Genomic DNA, 22,187 nt, shown 5'->3' on the forward strand with positions numbered 1-22,187 from the left:
AGTTGAGAGATGACCGGCACCATGACGGGAGCCAAGGGAAAGATCCGGTCCGAGGGGGATGGTGTCTCCCTGAGCGTCCGTCCCGATCCGCGGACGGCCGTTCAGGGGCTCGACCTGACGCTGGAGACCAGCGTCCGGATCGGTGAGGGCCCGGTCGGCGCGGGGAAGACCGGCAGGTTCCGGATCACCTATGAGGGCGGCTATGCCTTCCAGCGGTTCGCCGATCCCAACGGCCTGTTCACCGTGGCGGAGCAGAGCCAAGGCAAGATCGTTCTGGAGTCCGCGGAGATCTCGGTCGACGACGCCCGCGCAGGGGCGCAGGCGTTCCCGGTCGTGCGGGTGCTGGGGGACCCCGCCTTCGGCCATACCGTTTTGCGGTCACGCGCCGAGTTCGTCGGCACGGGAATCGACGTACCGGGGGCGGGGAGCCCGCTCCAGGAGATCCCGTACGTCCAGAACTGCGCGCTGTACCTCTCGCCGGGCACCGTCCAGCCGGCCCGCCCGGTGGCCGGCGGGGCCGCGGCAAGCCTCACATGGACCCTCACCAACAAGGGCCCGTCGAGCGCCGACTACGTCGGCGCGGCCGTGTCCTACGGGCAACCGCCTCATGGGCCCGGCCCGGAGCTGGTCGACATCGCCGTCAACGGGCAGTCCCTCGGCCGCGAGATGCAGTTCATGGTGCCGTACCTCGGCGTCGGCGCCACGGCGCAGATCGTGGCGACCTTCCGCTACCCCCCAGAACTCCGCGGGCACCTCGACGCCTCCTGCTGGGCCTATCGGGCCGCCCGCGAACCGTCCGACACGGTCTCGGTCGACATCACCGCCCGGACGAAGCTCATGCTGGCGGGTGAACCCGCCACCCCCGTCCAGGCGGGCCAGGAAGCGTCATTCGGCTGGCGGCTGACGAACACCGGGCCGTCGACCGCGACCGACACCTCCGTACAGGCCACCCTGCCGCCGGGGACCACCTTCTCCTCCGCCACCGACAACGGCACCCCGCAGTCGGACGGCACCGTGCTGTGGAAGCTCGGCACCCTGCCGCCCGCCACCCAGCGCATCCTCACCGTGCGAGCAGCCACCTCCCCGGATGCCTGGACCGCTCTGCGGGCCGAGGCCTCCGGCTGGTCCAGCACACCCGACGACACCGGCAATCCGGCCGGCACCGGCGAACACCACGTCACCGTCCCGGTCCAGGAACGCGCCACCGTCGCTTTCCCCTCGGCGACGGCGTCGCCTCGGCAGGTGGTCGCCGGCAAGGAACCCCTCACCTATACCTGGCAGTTGCGCAACAGGGGCCCTTCCAGCGCCCGGGATCTGACCGTCACCGCGTCCCTGCCCAAGGGCGTCACCTTCGTCTCCGCCACGCACGGCGGTGTCTTCCGGCCGGCCGACCACACCGTCGGCTGGGACCTCGGCCGGTGCCCGCCCGGCGACGTCCCGCTCTCGGTCACCGTGGCCGTCCGCCCTGAGAGCGTCGGCCCGCAGACCGCCACGGCGCGGGCCACCTCGCCGACCACGGACGGCCAGACCGGAAAGCCGGTCCAGGCCACCGCGCCGGAGGCGACCGCCACCGCCGAGGCGCGGGCCGCCCTCTCCCTCAAGGCCGGCAGCGCCGACCCGGCGTCGGTCGTGGCCGGGAACCGCGACAGCCCCGTGACGCTCCGCTGGACGCTGGCCAACACGGGTCCGTCCACCGCCACCGCGGTCACCGCGTCCGTCAGCCTGCCCGCCGATGCGCACTACCTCTCGGCGTCGCCGGCCGCCACCGTTCAGGGCCGCACGGCGTGCTGGAAGCTGCCCGCCCTGCCGCCGTCCGGCCCCGTCGAGCTCAAGGTCACCGTGTGGGCCGCTCCGGAGGCCCGCGACCGCCTTGCCCTCCCAGCACGGGCGAACGCGGCCACCAAGGACCCGGCGACCGATGCCCCGGCCACCACCGGCGAACGGCCGGCGTCCGTCCCCGTGACGGTCAAAGCACCGCTGACCGTCACGGAGACCCGCTTCGTGCCCGGCACCGTCCAGGGCAAGGACCAGCTCGCACTCTCCTGGTGCCTGCACAACCAGGGGCCCTCGCTCGCCCGCGGTGTGACCTGCGACGTGGATCTGCCCGCCACCCTCACCCTGGCCGAAGGGCAGAAACTGCCGTACGTGCACCCGGGCCTGGAACCCGGTGCGCAAGGGTGGTTCACCCTGATCACGGTGGTCGGCAGCGGCGCGGACGGTGAGAAGGAGGTCAGCGCCACCGGACGGTTCAGCACGGAAGGCTCCCCCCAGGCGCAACGTGCCATCAGGGTCCCGGTCAAGAGGGAGGACCGCGGACCGTTCACCATCCCCGCCCCGATCCCGCCCTTCCCGCCGTTCCCGCCCTTCCCTCCTCCGGTGGTCGGCGGCGGAGGCGGAGGCGGCGGAGACGAGCCCGGGACCGACGACTCGGACGAGAGCGAGGAGAAGAAGAAGGAACACGACAAGAAGGATGAGAAGACCAAGACCACCACGCTGAAATTCGTCAAGGCCGAGGCGGATCCGGCATCCGTCGACGCCGGCGGCCGGTTCACCTACACCTGGGTGCTGAAGAACACCGGCCGTAAGATCACCGCCACCAACGTCTACCTCGTGCTCACCCTGCCGTCCGGCATCACGCCCACGGCTGTCAGCGGCTTCACCGCGGTCCCCACCAAAGGCGTGATCACCGGCTACCTGAGGTCGCTCGCCCCCGGCCGGCAGGTCACCCTCTCGGTGCGCAGCACCGTCGACGACACCACCACGGGAACCCTCAAGGCCCGTGCCACGGCCGGCTCCGCCCAGGCGCAACCGGTGTGGAAGAGCGCCGAGGCGAAGGCTCGGGCCAAGGCCGACCTGGAGCTGGACGGCTCGGTCAGCCCCGACCCCGTCGACCCCGGACAGAAGCTCACCTACGCATGGACCCTGACCAACAAGGGACCGTCGGCCGCCACCAAGACCCGCGCACGCGTCCGCCTGCCGGAGGGCGTGAACGATCCGGCGGGCCGAGTGATCCAGGGCGGGAACCAGACCGCCACCTGGGAGGCGGACAAGCGCGAGCTGGTGTTCGCCGACCTCGGTACGCTCGCCAAGGGCAGGTCCCTGGTCCTCCGGGCCACCGCCGTCGTCGGCAAGAAGGCGCCCGCCTCCCTCCCCGCCACCGCCTACGCCAGGGCCGAGGACAGCCCGCGCGAGGTCACCAACCAGCAGACCGCGACGTGCCGGGCCGCGCTGAGCCTCACCGTCCAGCCCGCGCCCGCCGAAGTGATCGCGGGACGGGACCTCACGTACGTATGGACCCTGGCACACACCGGCGGGCCCGCGGCCGAGGAGGTCACGCTCGGCGCCGGACTGCCGGCCTCGTCCCCCTACCGGGCCGCCTCGCACGGCGGAGCCCCGGCCGAGGGTGCCCAACGGGTGGCCTGGCCGCGGATCGAGCGGCTCCAGCCGGGCGAGCGGCGCACGTTCACCACCACGGTCACGCTCGCCCCGGCTGCCGAGGACCGCGCCTCCGGCGTCACGGGAACGGCCACCGCCCGTAACGCGGCCAAGGCGTCCGCCACCTGCGACCCGGTGCCGGTCACCCATCGCAGTGCTCTGGAGATCACCGGTCTGGGGACGCCCAGCCCGACCCCTGTCGGCCAACCGGTCGCCTTCGTCTGGACCGTCCGCAACACCGGTCCCTCGGTCGCCGCGGGCTCCACCACCACCCTCGTCCTGCCACCCGAACTGAAGAACCCCGGGATCACCGTGCAGCAGGACGGCAGCGCCGAAACGGTCTCCGCCTCCCCGGTGCCGCTGGGCGAGCTGAGCCCCGGCGCGACGGTGAGCGTCCATGCCACCGGCACCGCGGATGTCGATCAGCTCGGCCAGGCCCCCGGCCCAGTGGTCGCGCGCGCCGAACTCAGCGACACGGGCAGCACGCTCAGCGCCGCAGCCTGGGCCGACCTCAGCTCCGACGCCGCGCTGCGCCTCACACCCGACGCGGAGACCGCCAAGACCCGCACCGTGGAGGCCGGCACCCAGACCTGCCTGACCTGGACCGCAGCCAAGTCCGGCCGGTGCGCCACCGACCAGGCCGCCCTTCAGATCACCTTGCCCACAGGGCTGCGCGCGGCCGGCGTCACCGTCGACGGGCAGCCCCCAAGCTCGCTGCGGCAGGACAACGGACGGCTCATCATCGGACTCGGCTGCCTCCGCGAGGGCGCTGAGCACGCTGTGGCCGTCACCGCGGACGTCCTGCCCGACCTCCCCGCCACCGGCACCGGCGGGGCGGACCCCCAGCCGCTCCAGGTGCTGGCCCGGCTCAGCGCCGACGGCGCGGAGCCGGTCGGTGATGTGGCGCGGCTCCAGGTCGCCGTGCGCAGTACCGTCGAGATCGGCGAACTCCAGCTGCCGTACCCGGTCGCCGCCGGTGACGACACCTCACTGGTCTGGACGATTGCCAACTCCGGCCCCTCGACCGCCAAGTCGGCCACACTGGTCGTCACCCTGCCCGCCGAACTCTCCTTCCGCTACGCCACCGTGGACGCGGCGCCGTGCAGCGGCGTACCGGACCCCGCACACGGCGGCCGGTGGAGCCTCCCCGTCGGAGACCTTCCCCCGGAGGGCGCGGTGCAGGTCTGCGTACGGGCCGCGGTCAGCGCCGACCCGGCACGGCGCGAGCTCACCGTGAGCCGAGCGGCCGTCGTCGGCAGCAGGAGCCAAGTGTCCGCGGGCGGTGACCAGGTGACCGTCACCGTGGCGCCGAAGGCCGATGTCGTCACCTCCGTACGCCCGTCCGCGCCGTACACCGGTGACACCGTCACCCACGTGTGGAACCTGACCAACGTCGGCAGGTGCACCCTGAGCGGGGCGACGTTCACCGCCGAGCTGACGGGCGCGGGATACGAGCCCGACCCCGCTTCCACCGTCGCCGGCGCGACGGTGGGCACGGCGGAGGGCCGGTCCGTCCTCACCGTGCCGGTGCCCGCCCTCGCCCCGCAGGCCGCGTACACGGTCACGCTGGCCGGCCAGGTCGCCTCGGCCGGCAGGCTCACCGCCACACCCTCGCTCAAGGACCGGAAAGGCACGGTCCTCAAGCCGACGCCCGGTCCCACCAGCACCACGGTCACCGAACGTCCCACCAAGCCCGACACGCGGTCCGAACCGGTACCCGCCACGCTCGAAGGCAGATAGCAGCCCATGTCCATGCCGATGCGCCCCCGCATCTCCCCGCGGCACCACTCCCGCCTGCCCCGTACGGCCGTCACCGCGGCCACCGCCCTCCTGGCTCTCACCCCCCTCGCCTCGTGCGCCCCGTCACCGGTGCAGGCGTCGGCCCCCGCACTGCCGCCGGTCATGCAGTTCGGCGGCAACCAGTGGGCCTCCGGCCTGGAATACGCGCGATTCATCGACGCACTGCGCGGCGCTCTCGCCCCGCGCTCGAACTACCAGACCTCGAACGGCCCGCGAGAACTCCGTGTGACCCGGTCGAGCAAGGAACGGGAGGCCGAGACCGAGGGAACCCCGCGCCCGTACAGCGAGGCCGACTTCGTCGCCGTCGAAGCCCGCACCATGGACGGGGACGCACGAGTCACCTTCTTGCTGCGCAAGGACGACGCGTACGTGGCCGGGATGTACAACAACCGGACCCGGAGATACGTCGATTTCGAGAAGAAGGAAACCAACGTCAAGCCCTGGCGCCGCTACCCGTTCCCCGCGCAGACCGACGACTGGCCGCACGGCGTGCGCTACGAAGCGCTCTGCCCCGACATCAACAAGGGCAAGCTCGCGGTCACCGCGGACACGATGAACAAGGCCGTTCAGGACTTCGCGGCCAGGGGCGCGCGCGCCTCCTCCGAGTCGCTCTGCCAGTCCGCCGTGGTCCTCGCCGAGGCCGCCCGCTTCAAGCAGGTCACCGACCAAGTCAAAACCAACTGGAAGGGCAAGAACGGAGTACTGAGCCAGAAGGTCCGCAACTACACCCTCAACTGGGACAAGCTCTCCCGGTACGCCTTCTGGCAAAGCCGTTCGGACAGCCCGCAGGGAGCCCGGGACACCAACGAGCCGAACCGCTTCAACGTGGGCGAGCCGCACCAACCCCAATACGTCTACCGCACCGGCTCCCACAGACCCCTCGTCTGGGACACCCTCCGCCTCTACACCGGAAACGGCCGCCGCTACGGCACCTGCGGCGGCGTCTTCAACGGAAGACCGGGCCAGCCCTGTCGGCCCACGCCCAAGGCTTCCGGCTGAGGCCCGGAGGAGGGGCGCCCGGTTGCGCCGTACTTGAAGGCGGACACCCCCTATGAGGCTGTGGCTAAGTGGTCGGCTCCGTAAGTCCTTCGGGGGTTGATCATGCTGCCAGCACGACGGAGGATTCTTCCTGGTGATCGGTGGTGTGCCGGTCGAGCCTGGCCAGCAGATCGTCCGCCCGCGTCTTGTCGAGGGAGCCGCGTTGCACCCGCCGTGACACCGACGCCCCGGCACAGACTCGGCACAGACGCAGAAACGGGGCCGGCCCCGAAGGGAACCGACCCCGCCCGACTTGGACGTGTGCCAGATCGCTACGCCAATGCGCAGGCGTGGGCCGGACATTGCAGCGGAATGTCGGCGGCTCGGCTGCATCGGCAGCTGGGACTGAAGAGCGCGGGGGCTCGCAGCGGGGAGAGCGACTCAGGCGTGGGAGGGGATGTTGCCGGAGCCCAGCCGATGGTGCCGGCGCGGTCGATGACGTAGGTGGCGGGCAAAGGCAGGGTGCGCGAGTGGCCGCCGTTGACGCGCTGGAGGTCCTTGCCGAGCGTGTCGTAGACGGCAGCTAGGTCGTCGGGGAGGTCATATGCGAGTCCGTACTGCTTGGCGGTCTCGGAGCCGACATCGCCGAGGACATCGAAGGCCAGTTGGTGCTTCTCGGCCAGCGACAAGGACTCATCGGCCACCTGCGGCGAGACAGCCACCAGCCTGGCACCCCGTGCGGTGATGGCGTCGTGGTGCTCCTGTAGCGAGCGCAAGGCGATGTTGCAGTACGGGCACCAGGCGCCACGATAGAAGGTCAGCACCACCGGACCTTCAGCCAGCAGTCCTCCCAGGTGGTGCGACGACGATCGCCACCGCGACCACGGCGGCGGAGTGCGGGATGTACCGTTCGAGCAGCAACTGGGCGAGGAGGGCCGCAAAGAGCAGGATCAGTTTCGCGACGGTCAGGCGTGGCGCCGACAAGTCGGGCCGGTTCGCGGGATGCGAGGCGCTCGCTCGCATGCGGTAGGCGTGGCGGACTTGCCATGGAATCGACAGGACGGCGAGCAGGAGTGCCGCACCCGGCAGGAGGAGGGATTGGCCGCCTTGTGGGTCCACCAGGCGGCCCAGTAGGTAGTTCGCGCCGAAGGTGGCTGTCAGCACCAGGAGCCTGGTGGCGATCAGTTGGGCCACGTACCGGCCGGGGTGTTCGGACTCGTAGATCTTCGGGGCGAGGTGGCGTTGTGCCCGCAGTATCAACGGCGGGAGCATGAGCAGTATGACGATGCCGATGGCTGCGTAGCCTGCTCGTGTTCGGTCCAGGGTCATGGCGGCCGCCCTCAGTCGTCGGCCGAGGCCGCATTGATGCCCCTGAACAGCCAGGCCCAGCCCGGGCGAGGCCCTCTACGCAGCCAGCAAGGCTGCCGTCGAACAGATCACCCATGTCGCATCCCGCGAACTCGGACACCGGGGCATCACAGCCAACACCCTCTCGCTCGGACCGACCGACACCGACCTCCTCCGGGCGGGCGCCCACCCGGACGCGCTGGACGGCGCCGCCGCCATGACCGCGCTCGGCCGGATCGGCCGGCCCGAGGATGTGGCCGACCTCGTGGCCCTGCTCGTCCGCCCGGACAACCGCTGGGTCACCGGCCAGAACATCCGCACCGACGGCGGCCTCACCTGAAGAACCTCGGCCACATCGCCGGCGCCTGATCGCCGACTTCGCCACCGTGTCCAGGCACGCCACCGTGCAACACCTGATGCATGACAAGCGGCTTGTGCCCCACCGGCCGACCCCGGGGCTGCGGCTGCGTCACGACGGCCTGCTCGTCCACGACGACACCGCAGCCGCCGCTGGCTGACAGCTCCGCCGGTTCGGCCGAGACACAGACGCATACCTCCGGCAATACCCGCAGACGTCCTGGACAGCCAAGGACGATCTCCCATTCATGATCAGGAGAAGATTGCGTGCACTTGGTCGACTGCTTCAGGACCGTAGCCAACCGTGCCCACGGGGACTGCCCCGTCGATCGCCTCAATGATGCGCCCGGCCCAAACAGGACCGAATCCTCCGCACAGTTCAATCAGCTGCACTCCCTCGCCCACCAGGCGACGCGCGGCGTCAAGGCCCTGATCGGGCTTCTCCACCCCGACGAGGACAGTGCGGCACGTGCCGGTGTCCACGACGTTGACGTCGCCGCCTGCGGCACTCCCGGCCGCCGTGTAGATGAATCCCCAGTGTGTGAGCGCCATGCGTGCAGACCCCCTATGACCGTCGATGCCACCAGCCAAACAGAAACAGGGTGAGAACGTCCCGGATCGGTCGTAACCCGTGTGTGATCCGCGCCTCACCCCGATGCAGCACCGGCTGAAGGCAGCACCTTGGACACGTCCAGCATGCAGCGGCTGGACTACTCGGGCCGCACTGTCGAGCCATGAGTAGGCGGTTCTTCCGGGTTGTTGGCCCCGCCAAGGGACGACTCATGGATGGAGTTCATTGACCGTTCAAGCAGTAACCGTCTCATAGCTGGCGATCCCCAACCCGGCGAGAGGGAACCCGATGAACGCCCTGCACCGACGCTCAATGCTTCTTGGTACGGCGGGTGCGCTTGCCACCGGTCTGGCCTTGCCGGGTCACGCGGCCGCCGAGCCCATTGCGGACACGGCGTACGACGCGGGCAACCGCAAGGACAACGAGGCCGACTCCGGGCAGTACCGGGCTCCGCTGGCGGCCGGCCCCGGTATGAAGTGGGATCTGGACGGCAATGCTCAGCGGTTTCGGGGCAACACGTTCGTGTGCCGGGTGCCGCAGGACTCGGCGTTCTTCAAGGCCGAGCAGCAGGCCATGGCGCTCATGAAGGACTCCGACCTCGCGCCCCAGTACGTCTGCCTGCCGCACAACAGCCTGCACATGACTGTCTTCGACGTCATCACCCAGAACCACGTCAAGGACAAGACGCTCCCGGCGTGGCTCGCTGACTGCACGGACGTTTCCCAGGCGTCGCAACGGGTGCTCGCCCGTCTCCAGGCGCAGGGTTCCGGCCTGACGCCGCTCGGTCCGATCAACATGAAGGTCAAGGGGTTCCGTCCATTCGAGGCGAACTTCACCATGGACCTGACCCCGGCCGACGACGCCACCCACAACGCCCTGTGGCGTGCCCGCCGCGAGTTGAGCGCGCTGCTGGAGGTACGCGCGGCGAACTTCGACACCTACCAGTTCCACTCGACCATCGGCTATCGCCTGGTTCAGCCGGTCGCAAACGACTACCCGAAGATGCGGGCACTCGAAGCCCGACTGTTGAAGCTCTTCACCGGCGCCGCCGCAACGGTCACCATGGAGCACCCGGCGTTCAATCTGTTCGACGACATGTTGGCGTTCCCGCAGTTGTGGTTGACGCCGCGCGCCTGACGGTCACTCGCGTGGCTTGGTTCCAGGAGCCGGGAACCTGCGAGTATGCAGTTCGTGGACTGCTGCGCGGCGGCCCTCGGGGGTGAGCGATTAGTAGGTGATGCGTCGTCTCGAACCGAGGTGGCGTTCGTCGGTCACGTGTGGCACGCCCGTGGATCTGGGGCCCTGGGCGACAAGTTGATGAGAAAACGCTGAGACAACGACACAGCAAGCCCGCGCTATAGGGGCTGTGTGAGAGGTGAGGAACCCCGTCGGTTTGCGGGCGGGGGTTCCTGTATTCGCGGGCGGGCCCGGTGGGCCGTCTTTTCCCGACACTGGCCGACCTCATTCGGATCCCGGTGCCCGGCAAGATAGCCGTCGCCTATGCCAAGGTGAAGTGACAGCCCCAGGACCGGCAGGTTCAGACCTCGGGTCGGCCTCCCCGGCTGCCCGGGGCCAGCAGGACGACCGTGTCCCCCGGCCCGGGCAGCGGTGTGCTGCCTTCCATGACCGGGTCGAGGCGGCCGTCCGGACGCACCAGGAACAGCAGATCGCAGTCGGGCGGCAGCGAATCAGCAGCGGGCTGTGCCAGGACGGCAGCCCCGTCCGCGTACTTGCGGGCGAGTGCCGGCCAGGTCAGATCGGCGCCGAACAGGATCTCGCCGCCGAGGAACGGCGCCACCACGCCGTGACTCTCGGGCGGTGCGTTGAGGCGATGCACCGTCTCCTCCACGCTGCCACGCAGAATCACCGCCGCCAGTGCGTTGAAGTCGTCCTCGGCAGTGAGGAAGTACACCGCCGTGATGCCCTCCAACTCCGCAGCACCACCGGTGGCGGCTGCCAGCAGTTCCCCGGGCGCAAGCTCGATCCCTGCCTGCCGGATGCGTTCGCGCTGCTCCTCTTCCCCTGACCACATCAGCACCTCCAGCCCTGCCGACCTCAGGGCCACACCCAGATCGACCACCCAGGCATCGCCGCCGACCAGCAGCGGACGCGAGCGGGAGGGGCGCACAACGCCCAGGCGCCGAGCCGCGAGCGAGGCGGTCAGGCCATAGAGCGTCACGGTGGTGACGATGACCACGAACGTAGCCGGAAGGATCTCCGACGCGCCGCCGATCCCCTTGGCCACCAAAGTGGCCGAGAACGTAGACGCCGTTGCGGCCGCCACGATGCCACGCGGCGCCATCCAGCCGACGAAGCCCCGCTCGCCGCGCGTCAGGTCGGTGCCGAGGGTTGCAACGGCCGCGACCAGCGGCCTGACGACCAGAACCAGGAAGACGGCGAGCCCGAGCGCGGGCAGCCATACATGGCGCAGCGAATGCGGGGTGACGGTGGCCGAGATCGAGATGAAGAGCAGGCCCAGGATGAGGCTGGCGAGGGTCTCGAAGAACGGCCGACGCGCCGGTACGTCGATGCCGGGGAGGTTGGCCACAGCCAGGCCCATCACCACGGCGGCGATGAGTCCTGTGTCGCCGCGCAGGACGTCGCAGAACGCCGCCACACCGATCACCGCGGCGAGCTGCGCCGTGGTGCCCAGCACCTCGCCGAGCCGCAGCACCCGGAACAGCGCCCACAGCAGAGCCGCCCCGACCACTCCACCGGCGGCTCCGACGCCCACGCTGGCCAGGAAACCTCCCACGACGGTGCCGAAGTGGTGGCCCGTGCTCGCCACGACCGCGTGGAAGACAAGTGCTCCCAGGATGCCGCCGACCGGGTCGATGAGGGAGCCTTCCCAGATCAGGATGCGCTGGAGCCGGTCCTTGGGCCGCACGAAGCTGAGCAGCGGTCCGACGACCGTCGGCCCCGAGACCACGAGAATCGCGCCGATCATCACGGCTGCCCGCTGGGACATGCCCAGCAGCGCCGCGGCGAGAAGCGTGCCGAGCAGCCAGGTGATCAGGACACCGATGCAGATCAACCGGACCACGACTCGGCGGGTGTGCCCCTTCAGCAGCGCCAGATCCAGCCCGAGACCCGCGTCGTAGAGGATCACTGCGACGGCCAGCGACACCAGTGGTGAGAACGCCGCCCCCAGCAACTGCTCGGGATTGACGTCGTCGAGCAGCGCGCCGGCGGCGAAGCCGACCGGCAGGAGGACGATGAGGGCGGGGACGCGCAGGCGGCCGGCCAGGATCTGCGATCCGACGGCGAGGAGCAGGATCAGGCCCACGCCGATGAGCACCTGGTCCGTCGTCACAGGCGGCTCCTTTCGGTGCGTGTCGGTGCGTGGTGGTGGGACGAGTCGGTGCTCTCACCGGCCCGCTGCGCGACCGGCCGGTCAGACGCGCGATCCTGTCCCGCACGACCACGACCACGATCACGACCACGGCTGCGGAGACCCCAGGAGGTCCACGTCGCACGGCGGTCCTCCGCCCGATGAGGATCAGGCCGGGGACCGTGACGGCGCCGTCACCCACCCCACGGCGTGATCCCCCACCGGACGGTGTGCTGCTCGCCGGGGCCGAGGCTGACGAGCCCGGTGCCGCTGCGGAAGGCGTCCGGCGGGCAGGTCATCGGCTCGATGGCGAGCGCGCGCCGTCGATCCCCCGGTGCGAGGGTGTCGCCCGTGTAGAGCTGTACGTAGTGGGCGTTTTCGCCGAGCCACACGTCCGTACCGAGAGCACCTGACGGGTGGGCCAGACGGACCACGGCCCGCCCGTCCGCGTCCCGGACGAGGTCACCGAAGGGCGTGTCCAGCCGGAGCGCTCCGACAGGCTGCGGCGTTCGCAGGTCGTACTCAGTCCCGGCGACCGGCTCGGCGGCCACCGGCAGGCCACGCTCGTCAGTGCGCAGCCACGTCCGTGCGGGGACGGTCAACACCGCCTGGTCGACGACGGCGGTGCCCGCGGTGACGTAAGGGTGCTGGCCGAAGCCGTAGGGTGCGGCGCTCGCGTCAAGGTTGCGCGCGGTGACGGCGACTTCGAGCCCGCCCTCACCCAGGGTGTACTCGGCGCGGACGTGCAGGTGAAACGGATAGCCCGGCTGCGGCCACAGCGGGACCTCCAGGACGGCCCGGCGGTCACTCACTTCCGCTACCCGCCATGCGACCCACCGGAGCAGCCCGTGGATGGCGTTGCCGCCTCCTGGCTCGGTGAGCGGAAGCTGCCGGTCCTGCCCGTCCCAGTGGTATCGGCCGTCCCGGATCCGGTTGGGCCACGGCACCAGGATCTGGCCGCACCCGCCGGTGATCTGGTCCTGTGCGGCGAATCCGTCGACCACGGGACGTTCACCGACCGCGTACGACCGGAGCGCCGCGCCCAGCTCGACGATGACGGCACGGTGCGCGCCGTGGCGGAGGGTCAGTTGCCGTCCGGTGCGGCTCTCCTGCACGCGTGGCCTCCTCGGTCCGCCGGGTGTCCGTGGACATGGGCGTGGTGGCCTGCGGCGTCGGGCCCCCTCGTCGGGAGGGTGCGGTCCCGCACCGGCCCGGTCAAGCGCGACACGTTCCTGCGGGCGGAATCGCCCGGCAGGTTCACCCTCTGGGGGCCGCAGAAAAGCAGCCGGGCGGGGCGGCGGCCTCACCTGCCGCCCGAGACCCCGCTGTCCCGGCTGATGCGCCGCCAGACAGCCCGTTGGAATCTGAGCGTCAGCACGCCCACCACGATCAGCAGCACGATGTTGAGCAGGAGTTGAATCAAGGAGCCGCGTGCCTCGCTCCAGCTGGAGAACGCGCAGGAGACGCCGATGTCGGCGGCGGCCGGGATGGTGGTGACCGAGATGAAGACGCCGAGCAACGCGCTCGTCCGGGCCTGGGTCAGGGACACGATCCCGACGATGCCGGCCAGCACCGCAACGACCACGGAGAAGACATTGGGGGTGTTGATGAGCGAGGAGACCGGCCTGAGGCCCAGCTCGAATGCCTCAGGTTGAAGGCCGAAGCCGCGGATCGCCCACGAGAACAGGAGGGTCGCCACGACGGCCAGCAGGAATCCCGCGGTCAGGGCGAACAGGCCCTGTCGGACCCTGGTGCCGTTGCCGCGGTCGATGCCCAGGGCGACGCTGGTGATGGCGCCGTACTCCGGCCCGACGACCATCGCCGCAACGATCAGGATCTGGGAGTTGGTGATGATTCCCACCGCCCCGATGACGCCGGCGATGACCAGGTAGACATAGAAGCGCGGCAGATAGGTGCCCTCGGCGCGAATGCGCGCTTCGACCTCCGCCCAGACCGGCGCGTGCGCGAGCGCCCCGAGCTGCTTCTGCTGCTCCTCGGCCGCGGCACCCAAGAAGGCCATCTCGACCGGTTCGATGACCATGGATCCGCGGCGGTCGATTCCCAGCTCGCGCAGCCCGCGCAGCACGGCGTTGGCCGCACCCGCCAGGATGTCGCAGTCGATCGCGTCGCCGTCGGGGTTGCGCGCCTGTTCAGGAAGGACGACCAGGTTGAAGACATAGCGGTCGCCGGTGAGCAACCCCACTGCTCGGGGAGTGAGATCAGGGGGACTCACCAGTCGGACGTGGATCAGCTCCATGCACAACCTCCATCGCCGGCCGGCGGGCACACCGCGGCGCTGCGGCGCCCGAGCGCCGGAAAGAGGAGACCCGGCTGTGACCGGTCGACCCCCGTCAGTAACCCCCGAGGGGAGGGGGTCGGCAAGCCGGGTGCGGTACTCGGCTCCGGCATCCGTGGTCGCTTCGTCCGGTTGGCGAAGGCCCTGGCTGCGGCGGATCTGCGGCCGGTCGCCGTTGGCGCCGTCAGGGAGACGGCCCGACCGTGGGCGGCGGCAGCGGGCGAGCGGCCGTCGACCACTGCGACGTGGCAAGGGCCACCCGAGTGGCGGATAGTTGGCCCCAGGGGCCATTGCGAGACGTCGGAGCAGCCATGGATCGTTACCCTCCCATCGCCGAGCACGGTCTGGTGGGCGACCTGCAGACCGCCGCGCTCGTCTCGTCGCAGGGCGTGGTCGACTGGTTCGCTGCTCCCCGGTTCGATTCGCCCAGTATCTTCGCCGCCCTGCTCGACCACGACGGCGGCGGGTACCTGCGGCTGGCTCCCGAGCACCCCGAGGCGACCTGCAAGCAGCTCTACTACCCCGACACGGCCATTCTGGTGACCCGGTTCATGTCGCCGGACGGCGTGGGCGAGGTGGTTGATCTCATGCCGCCGGACCGGACCAGCACCGCCAGCGACCGTCACACCCTGATACGCCTCGTGCGTGCCGTGCGGGGAACCGTTGACTTCACGCTCGAGTGCCGGCCGCGCTTCGACTACGGCCGGGCCGAGCACCGGCTGGAGCTCGGCGAGAACAGCGGCCTGTTCCGCGCCCCGGGGATGGACGCGCACCTCCAGACCTCCTTCCCGCTGGAGCGGGACGGACAGGATGTGTGCGGCAGGGTGACGCTGAGGGCCGGCGAGTCGGGCGGCGCCGTGTTCACGGTCTGCGCCTCCGGCGGCGAGGCGCCCGCACCGCTGACGGTCGACGGGCTCACCGCGCAGGTCGACGACACCGGCCTCTTCTGGCAGCGCTGGCTGCGCCAGTCCCGCTACCGGGGACGGTGGCCCGAGCTGGTGCACCGCTCGGTCATCACCCTCAAGCTCCTCACTTACGCCCCCACGGGCGCTCTGATCGCGGCTGCCACCACGGGCCTGCCCGAGCAGGTCGGCGGAGAGCGGAACTGGGACTACCGGTTCACCTGGGTACGCGACGGCTCGCTGTCCGTGCGGGCCATGCTGGACCTCGGCTTCGTCGAGGAGGCCACCGCCTTCGTCCACTGGCTGGTGGACAGGCTGCACGAGCGCGAGGGCAAGGAGGATGAGCCGCTCCAGACGATGTACCGGATCGACGGCAATCCGGACCTGCCGGAGGAGACACTCGATCACTTCGAGGGCTATCGCGGCTCCTACCCCGTCCGCGTCGGCAACGGCGCCGCCGACCAGCTCCAGCTGGACATCTATGGTGAGGCCCTCTACGGGGTCTCCCAGGGCCGCGAGATCGGGCAGCAAGCCACCTACCGCGGATGGAAGGCGATGGCCAGGGCGCTGGACTGGTTGGCCGATGCCTGGGACCGGCCGGACGAGGGCATCTGGGAGACCCGCGGCGGCCGCGAGGACTTCACCTACAGCCGGGTGATGTCCTGGGTCGCCTTCGACCATGGGCTGAGCCTGGCCGAGCATTTCCGCAGGCCCGCCGACGTGGAGAAGTGGCGCAGCGCCAGGGACGCCATCCTTGAGCAGGTCATGGAACGAGGCTGGAGCGAGCAGGAGGGCGCCTTCGTCCAGCACTACGGCGGTGACGTCCTGGACGCCTCGCTGCTGCTCATGCCGAGGGTCGGATTCATCGCCCCGAAGGACCCGGCCTGGCTCTCCACGCTCGACGCGATGGACCGCAAGCTCGTCTCCGACAGCCTCGTCTACCGCTACGACCCCGCGGCATCGCCGGACGGGCTGCGCGGCTCGGAGGGCACCTTCAGCCTGTGCACCTTCCTCTACGTCGACGCACTGGCCCGGGCGGGTCGGCTGGCACAGGCCCGCTACACCTTCGAGAAGATGCAGACCTACGCCAACCATGTCGGGCTCTTCGCCGAGGAGGTCGGTCCGACCGGCGAGCAACTGGGCAACTTCCCCCAGGCGTTCACCCACCTGTCGCTCATCATGGCTGCCACCACCCTCGACCAGGCGCTCGACGCGGAACAAGGGCGCTGACGCATGGTCACCCACGCCCGGGCGAAACCGCCGCGGCTGACCGCGGACGAGTTCGACGTCCTGTACCGGCAGCTGCTCTCCCGCACCGCCTGGGCCTCGGGGGACCGGGGCGCTCTGGACGCGCTCACTCCCGCCCGGGTGCTGGCCGCCACCCGGGAGGTGCGGACCGGCCGGACGGTGACGCTCGCCGCGCCGGTGGAGACGCTGCCCGGTCCGGACAATCCGGAACCCGCGCGGCACCGGATGAGCGGGCAGCCGGCGGAAGACGTCCCGGACGGGCTCCACTTCGCGAGGGACAGCTTCGCGATGAACGTGCACGGTGACGCCGACAGCCACATCGACGCCCTCTGCCACGTGATCTACAACGGCACGCTGCACGGCGGCGTGGCCGCGAGCAGCGTCACCGCGGACGGGGCCACCACGCTCTCCATCGAGGCGGCTCGCGACGGGATCGTCGGACGCGGAGTGCTGCTGGACATCCCGCGGCTGCGTGGCGTGCGGTGGCTCGAACCGGGGGATCATGTCACCGCCGACGACCTGACCGCGGCCGAGACCGCCCAGCGCGTCCGCGTGACCGAGGGCGACCTGCTCTTCGTCAGGGTCGGCCACCGCCGGCGCCGCGCCGAACTGGGAGCCTGGCACGCGGCGGACGCGCGCGCCGGACTGCATCCGTCCGCGCTGGAGTTCCTGGCCGACCGGCGCGTCGCCGTGCTCGGCGGCGACGGCAACAACGACACCGCCCCGAGTTCCACCGAGGGCGTCGGCTTCCCCGTGCATGTCCTGGCGGTCCACGCCATGGGCCTTCACCTGCTGGACTACCTACAGTTCGAGGACCTGGCGCCGCTCTGCGCGGCGGAGGGGCGCTGGTCGTTCCTCTGTGTGATCGCCCCGCTGAGGCTGCCGGATGCCACCGGGTCACCGGTCAACCCCATCGCCGTCCTCTGACGCGATGCCCGCGGTCGTGGTGGTCATGGGCGTCTCGGGGTCAGGGAAGTCGACCGTGGGAGGGCTACTCGCGCAGCGGCTCATGGTGCCTTTCCTGGAGGCGGACGACGTCCACCCGGCCGCGAACCGCGCCAAGATGGCCGCAGGCCACCCACTCGACGACGAGGACCGCCGGCCGTGGCTGATGTCCGTCGCCGGCTGGATCCGCAGGGCAACCGACAACGGCCAGGGCGGGGTGGTGGCGTGCTCGGCACTCAAGCACGAGTACCGGGATCTGTTCCGCCGAGCAGGCGCCGGCGTGTGGTTCCTGTATCTGGCGCTCGACCGCGCGACCGCCGGCCGACGGGTCTCAGGCCGCATGGACCATTTCATGCCCGCCCGGCTGCTGGACTCCCAGTACGCCGACCTCGAACCGCTGCGGCCGGACGAGCCCGGTCTGACCGTCGATGCGGCAGCCGGCCCACAGATGATCGTCGACGAGGCGGTACGCACCGCACGGGAGATCGGGTGACGACGCACCTGTCAGGCTCCCGGGTCGCCGCTACCCAACCCACCCCCTAGTTTGGAAATTGGCACGGAAATATCCCGATTGTGCGAGTGGCCGTCCGGAACAGCGCAGCGGTCCCCGGGCGGGCACGACGGCCAGGACAGCCGACGACCTAGAACGGGACCCTCTCATGACCGCCGATCAGCACTACGACGTCATCATCATCGGTACGGGAGCCGGCGGCGGTACGCTCGCGCACCGGCTGGCCCCCACGGGGAAGCGAGTCCTGATCCTGGAACGCGGCGGCTACCTGCCGCGGGAGCGGGACAACTGGGACTCCACCGCCGTCTTCGTCAAGGGCAAGTACCGGGCCCCCGAGTTCTGGTACGACAAGCAGGGCAAGCAGTTCCCCCCGGAGGTGAACTACTACGTCGGCGGCAACACCAAGTTCTACGGCGCCGCGCTCTTCCGGCTCCGGCCCGAGGACTTCGGCGAACTGCGCCATCACGACGGCATCTCTCCGGCCTGGCCGATCCGCTACGAGGACCTGGAGCCGTACTACTCCCAGGCCGAACACCTCTACCTGGTGCACGGCCGGCACGGCGAGGACCCCACCGAAGGGCCGACCAGCGCGCAGTACGCATACCCGCCGGTCGAGCACGAGGCGCGCATCCAGCAGCTCAGCGACGATCTGGGGAAGGCCGGCCTGCACCCCTTCCACCTGCCCATCGGCGTGAACCTCACCCAGGACGAGCACGGCCGGGCCACCCATGACAGCGTCTGCATCCGGTGCGACCGGGTCGACGGCTTCCCCTGCCTGATGGGCGCGAAGTCCGACGCGCAGGTGATCTGCGTCGACCCGGCGCTCTCGTACGGCAATGTCACGATGGTGACCCACGCCCATGTGCGGCGCTTGGAGACCGACCCGACCGGACGCACCGTCACCAGGGTCGTCGCCGAGCTCGGGAACGGAGCGACCGAGGGATTCAGCGCCGACATCGTGGTGGTCGCCTGCGGCGCGGTCAACTCCGCAGTCCTGCTGCTCCGTTCGGCCAACGACAAGCACCCCGGCGGCCTGGCCAACAGCTCGGACGTGGTGGGACGCCACTACATGCGTCACAACAACCTGGCTCTGATGGCGGTGTCGAAGGAACCGAATCCCACCACATTCCAGAAGACCCTGGCACTGAACGACTGGTACTTGGGCGCTGACGACTGGGAGTATCCGCTCGGCGGCATTCAGATGCTCGGCAAATCGGACTCCGACCAGATCCACGGCGAGGCTCCGCGCTGGGCCGGCGCGGTCTCGCCCGACATGCCCTTCGAGGTACTGGCGCACCACGCCGTCGACTTCTGGCTGTGCGGAGAGGACCTCCCGCTGCCCGGAAGCCGGGTCACCCTCGACAAGGACGACGCCATCCACCTGGCCCTCGACGAGAAGAACAACATCGCCGCATTGAAGCGCCTCCAGCACAAGCTCCAGGGCATGCTCGGGCATCTGGGCATGCACGAGCACCACCTGCTGGATCACAGCATCTATCTGCACAAGGGCATGCCGATCGGCGCCACCGCTCACCAGGCCGGCACCGTGCGGTTCGGCGACGACCCGAGGAGTTCGGCCCTCGACGTCCATTGCAAGGCGCACGACCTCGACAATCTCTATGTCGTGGACACCAGCTTCTTCCCCAGCATCGGCGCCGTGAACCCGTCCCTGACCGCCATCGCCAACGCCCTGCGGGTCGGCGACCACATCGCCGCCCGGCTGGGCTGACGGGGCGTCGTATGCAGCACCGCTACAGGTTGTCCCCAGGGGCGCCGGCGGCCCGGGTGTCGGCGTCGGTCAGCTCCTCCAACTCACCCATGGTGGCCAGCCGGTAGAGCAGCACCAGCGCCGGACCGACCAGCACGATCGCGATGGCCGTGACGATCACCAGCCAGCGCAGTGTGTGGGCGGCGCCGGCCGCCTCGGCCACCGTCAGCGAGGTGGGCAGCACGTAGGGCCGCTGCGCGAAGCCCCAGGCGCTGACAGTCAGCGCGACGCTCGCCACCGAGGTGTAGCGGGACCATCTGTAGGAGCGGCGCAGCAGAAGCAGGACCGTGGCCAGACCACAGACCGCGGCCAGGGCGATCAGGAGCAGGCCCGGGCCCCCGGTGAGGCCGTCCCGGACGTACCCGGCGTCGTTGCGGGTGACGGGCAGGCCGATGAGTGCGAGGACGACAACCGCGGCGAAGGCGATCAGCGCCCGCAGGCGGAAGTAGTCGACGAGGTCGTCGGCGCCGTACCGCAGGGCATCGGAGCAGAGGAAGACCGCCCCGAGGAAAGCGGTGGCGGCGACAGCCAGCAGTCCCACGAGGACGGAGGTTCCGTTGGCCCAGGCGTCCGCGGAGGCGGTCGTGCCGACCTTGACCCGGCCCGCGGCGATGCCGCCGAGCACCGTCCCGAGGAAGAACGGCGTGAGCAGTGACGAGATGGCGAACACCGCGCCGTAGATGCGCCGTTGGGCCAGTCGACGGGTCGGCTTGCGCAGGGCGAATCCGGCGCCGCGGAGCACCAGGCCGACGGCGGCGAGGGCGAGCGGCAGCCACATCGCCGAGAAGACGGCCTGGAACATCGTCGGGAAGCCGGTCCACATGATGATCAAGACGAAGATCAACCAGACGTTGTTGGCCTCCCAGACCGGTGCCATGGCGTGATCGATCAGCCAGCGGGGCCGCTTGCCGCGCTCCGCGCCGCCGGCCAGGAGGTCCCAGAAGCCCGCGCCGTAGTCGGTGCCCCCGGCGCAGGCGTAGGCGGCGATCGCGAGCACCAGCACCCATGCGATGAATGCGGCCATCACGACGCACCGCCAGGGGTGTGGTCGGACCCGCCGGCGGGCGGAGCCCCGGCGGCTGCGGGGTCGGGCTTGCTTCTGGGCCCATAGGGTGTGTCGGCCTCCGGTGGCAGTTCGGCGCGTCCGGCGGCCGAGCCCTCGTCAGCGATGCGCCAGCGGGTGCGCATCTTCAGCACGACCGCCAGGAACGCGCCGAAAACGGCCACGTACACGGCCATGACGATGCCGAGCATCGCCCACAGTGATCCGGCCCGAGTGCTGGTCACCGCCTCCGAGACCCTCATGTAGTGGTAGACGATCCAGGGCTGCCGGCCGACCTCCGTGGTGATCCACCCACACTCCACGGTGACCAGGCAGGCGACTCCCGCGAGCGCGGCGCAGCGGTAGAACCAGCGGCTGCCAGGGTTGTCCCGGTGCCGCCACCAGGACCAGGCGTACCAGAGCGCAAGCAGGATCAGCGCGCTGCCGATGGTGACCATGATGTCGAAGGCCCAGTGGGCGATGGTGGCCTGAGTCGCCGTCGGGCGGTCACTCGCGGCGACCGACGACAGGCCCGTCACCTTGGTTTTCGGGCTGAAGCCGGCGAGGATCGAGTCGAGTTGGGGAATCTTGAGCCCGCCGGAGATCGTCCCGTCGGGGTGCAGCCGTCCGAACATGTACTCCGGTACGTGGGTGTCGGTCTTCCAGACGATCTCCATGGCGGCGAACTTGATCGGCTGCTTGTGGAAGACGGCGCGAGCGGCCGCGTCGCCGAGCATGAACTGGACCGGGGTGAGGACCGCGGCAACCGTGAAAGGCACCGTGAAGCCGAGCCGGTGGTAGCGGTCCCGGCGCCCGCGCAGCCAGCCGACCGCATACACGCCGGCGACCACATAGCCCGCGGTCAGGAGCATCGCGACCACGAAGTGCCAGTACTCCGGGCCGAAGATCGGTGTGAAGACCGCCTGCCGCACGTCGACGTTGACCGGCTTGCCCTGTGCGTCGAGGCTGAACCCCTGGGGGGTGTTCATCCAGGAGTTGGCCGCGATGATGCCGAACGCCCCCATCAGGGCCGCCAACGGTAGCGGTACGGCCAGCCAGAAGTGCGTCCATGGCTTGAGCCGGCGCCAGCCGTAGAGGTAGATCGCGATCAGGACGGCCTCCAGGAAGAACGCCCATGCCTCGACGCCGAACCCGAGTCCGAAGACGTCGCCCCACCGGCCCATCATGCCGGGCCACAGCAGGCCGAACTCGAAAGACAACACGGTGCCGGTGACGATGCCGATGGCGAACTGGACGGCCATCACCGCCGACCAGCGCCGGGCGAGCGTGAGGGCGACGGGGTCGTTGCGGCGGAGCGCCCGGTGGTGCATGAGCAACGTGATGAACGGCAGTGCCACGCCGAACGGGACCAGCAGGATGTGCGAGGCCAGGGTGAAGGCCATGAGCTCTCGGGCGGGCAGGAGCTGGGCCGGGGTGCCGTTCGCAAGAAGGGCAGCTGTGCTGAGCATGTGCGCCTCGTTACGGAAACCGGTGAGGAAGGCCAGGTGGATGAAGAGCCAGGCCAGCCAGCTGCGTCGACGGATGTTCAGAGCGTCCGTCCAGGGCCTTCATTCCGGGGGCGTGAACGTCGAACTCGTTGTGCCCGAAGCAGGACTGACGGGCGCGTCGGTCGACCACGGTCACCGCGACCGGTGA

14 protein-coding genes and 2 pseudogenes are annotated in these 22,187 nt (G+C 70.2%); 8 read left to right on the plus strand and 8 right to left on the minus strand.

Annotated features, from left to right (window positions below; all coding sequences use genetic code 11):
• Positions 1-9 precede the first annotated feature (9 nt).
• Together AC3EUV_RS30725 and AC3EUV_RS30730 are read left to right on the plus strand one after the other, a co-directional pair.
• The gene (locus AC3EUV_RS30725) at positions 10-5,175 is read left to right on the plus strand and encodes a hypothetical protein (RefSeq protein ID WP_435604347.1); all 5,166 of its coding nucleotides are present in this window, start codon (positions 10-12) and stop codon (positions 5,173-5,175) included.
• A gap of 6 nt (positions 5,176-5,181) precedes the next feature.
• Complete coding sequence (locus tag AC3EUV_RS30730) at positions 5,182-6,234, plus strand: ribosome-inactivating family protein (protein ID WP_435604348.1); 1,053 nt, start codon at positions 5,182-5,184, stop codon at positions 6,232-6,234.
• 446 nt (positions 6,235-6,680) lie between these two features.
• Here AC3EUV_RS30730 and AC3EUV_RS30735 read toward each other — a convergent pair.
• Both AC3EUV_RS30735 and AC3EUV_RS30740 read right to left on the minus strand, forming a co-directional pair.
• Positions 6,681-7,067 (minus strand): annotated as a pseudogene (locus AC3EUV_RS30735) (peroxiredoxin-like family protein); the annotation flags it as partial.
• Complete coding sequence (locus tag AC3EUV_RS30740; protein ID WP_432144757.1) at positions 7,048-7,542, minus strand: hypothetical protein; 495 nt, start codon at positions 7,540-7,542, stop codon at positions 7,048-7,050. The gene AC3EUV_RS30740 and the pseudogene AC3EUV_RS30735, both read right to left, overlap by 20 nt.
• 64 nt (positions 7,543-7,606) lie before the next feature.
• Here AC3EUV_RS30740 and AC3EUV_RS30745 point away from each other — a divergent pair.
• A pseudogene (locus tag AC3EUV_RS30745) lies at positions 7,607-7,900 on the plus strand (SDR family oxidoreductase); the annotation flags it as partial.
• Between the two features lie 269 nt (positions 7,901-8,169).
• Here the strand turns inward: AC3EUV_RS30745 and AC3EUV_RS30750 are convergent.
• Positions 8,170-8,469: a DUF6506 family protein gene (locus AC3EUV_RS30750; RefSeq protein ID WP_432144756.1), complete on the minus strand. Its 300-nt coding sequence runs from the start codon at positions 8,467-8,469 to the stop codon at positions 8,170-8,172.
• A 307-nt stretch (positions 8,470-8,776) separates the two neighbouring features.
• Between AC3EUV_RS30750 and AC3EUV_RS30755 the strand changes: the two genes are divergently transcribed.
• The gene (locus tag AC3EUV_RS30755) at positions 8,777-9,625 is read left to right on the plus strand and encodes a DUF1868 domain-containing protein (RefSeq protein WP_432144755.1); all 849 of its coding nucleotides are present in this window, start codon (positions 8,777-8,779) and stop codon (positions 9,623-9,625) included.
• A 400-nt stretch (positions 9,626-10,025) separates the two neighbouring features.
• Here the strand turns inward: AC3EUV_RS30755 and AC3EUV_RS30760 are convergent, their stop codons facing one another.
• From AC3EUV_RS30760 to AC3EUV_RS30770, 3 genes are all read right to left on the minus strand, one after another.
• Positions 10,026-11,801 carry a cation:proton antiporter gene (locus tag AC3EUV_RS30760; protein WP_432144754.1) on the minus strand — a complete coding sequence of 592 codons (1,776 nt, stop codon included), beginning with the start codon at positions 11,799-11,801 and terminating at the stop codon, positions 10,026-10,028.
• 212 nt (positions 11,802-12,013) lie between these two features.
• Entirely contained in the window at positions 12,014-12,934 is a 921-nt protein-coding gene (locus tag AC3EUV_RS30765; protein ID WP_432144753.1) for an aldose 1-epimerase family protein, read from the minus strand.
• A gap of 188 nt (positions 12,935-13,122) precedes the next feature.
• Positions 13,123-14,076 carry a DUF389 domain-containing protein gene (locus AC3EUV_RS30770; protein WP_435604349.1) on the minus strand — a complete coding sequence of 318 codons (954 nt, stop codon included), beginning with the start codon at positions 14,074-14,076 and terminating at the stop codon, positions 13,123-13,125.
• A 350-nt stretch (positions 14,077-14,426) separates the two neighbouring features.
• Here AC3EUV_RS30770 and AC3EUV_RS30775 point away from each other — a divergent pair, with 350 nt between their 5' ends.
• From AC3EUV_RS30775 to AC3EUV_RS30790, 4 genes are all read left to right on the plus strand, one after another.
• On the plus strand, positions 14,427-16,247 hold the full coding sequence (locus tag AC3EUV_RS30775; protein WP_432144751.1) for a glycoside hydrolase family 15 protein: 1,821 nt from the start codon (positions 14,427-14,429) through the stop codon (positions 16,245-16,247).
• Between the two features lie 3 nt (positions 16,248-16,250).
• Complete coding sequence (locus AC3EUV_RS30780) at positions 16,251-17,192, plus strand: cyclase family protein (RefSeq protein ID WP_432144750.1); 942 nt, start codon at positions 16,251-16,253, stop codon at positions 17,190-17,192.
• Positions 17,152-17,703 carry a gluconokinase gene (locus AC3EUV_RS30785; protein ID WP_432144749.1) on the plus strand — a complete coding sequence of 184 codons (552 nt, stop codon included), beginning with the start codon at positions 17,152-17,154 and terminating at the stop codon, positions 17,701-17,703. The genes AC3EUV_RS30780 and AC3EUV_RS30785 overlap by 41 nt, the downstream gene beginning before the upstream one ends.
• A gap of 166 nt (positions 17,704-17,869) precedes the next feature.
• Positions 17,870-19,450, plus strand: a complete 1,581-nt coding sequence (locus AC3EUV_RS30790) for a GMC oxidoreductase (protein ID WP_432144748.1) — start codon at positions 17,870-17,872, stop codon at positions 19,448-19,450.
• A gap of 22 nt (positions 19,451-19,472) precedes the next feature.
• On the opposite strand, the gene AC3EUV_RS30795 is transcribed toward AC3EUV_RS30790, so the two are convergent.
• Positions 19,473-20,513: a cytochrome d ubiquinol oxidase subunit II gene (locus AC3EUV_RS30795; RefSeq protein ID WP_435604350.1), complete on the minus strand. Its 1,041-nt coding sequence runs from the start codon at positions 20,511-20,513 to the stop codon at positions 19,473-19,475.
• The gene (locus AC3EUV_RS30800) at positions 20,513-22,000 is read right to left on the minus strand and encodes a cytochrome ubiquinol oxidase subunit I (RefSeq protein WP_435604351.1); all 1,488 of its coding nucleotides are present in this window, start codon (positions 21,998-22,000) and stop codon (positions 20,513-20,515) included. The genes AC3EUV_RS30795 and AC3EUV_RS30800 overlap by 1 nt, the downstream gene beginning before the upstream one ends.
• Positions 22,001-22,187: the final 187 nt, after the last annotated feature.

This window comes from Streptomyces sp. bgisy130 (genome assembly GCF_057708345.1).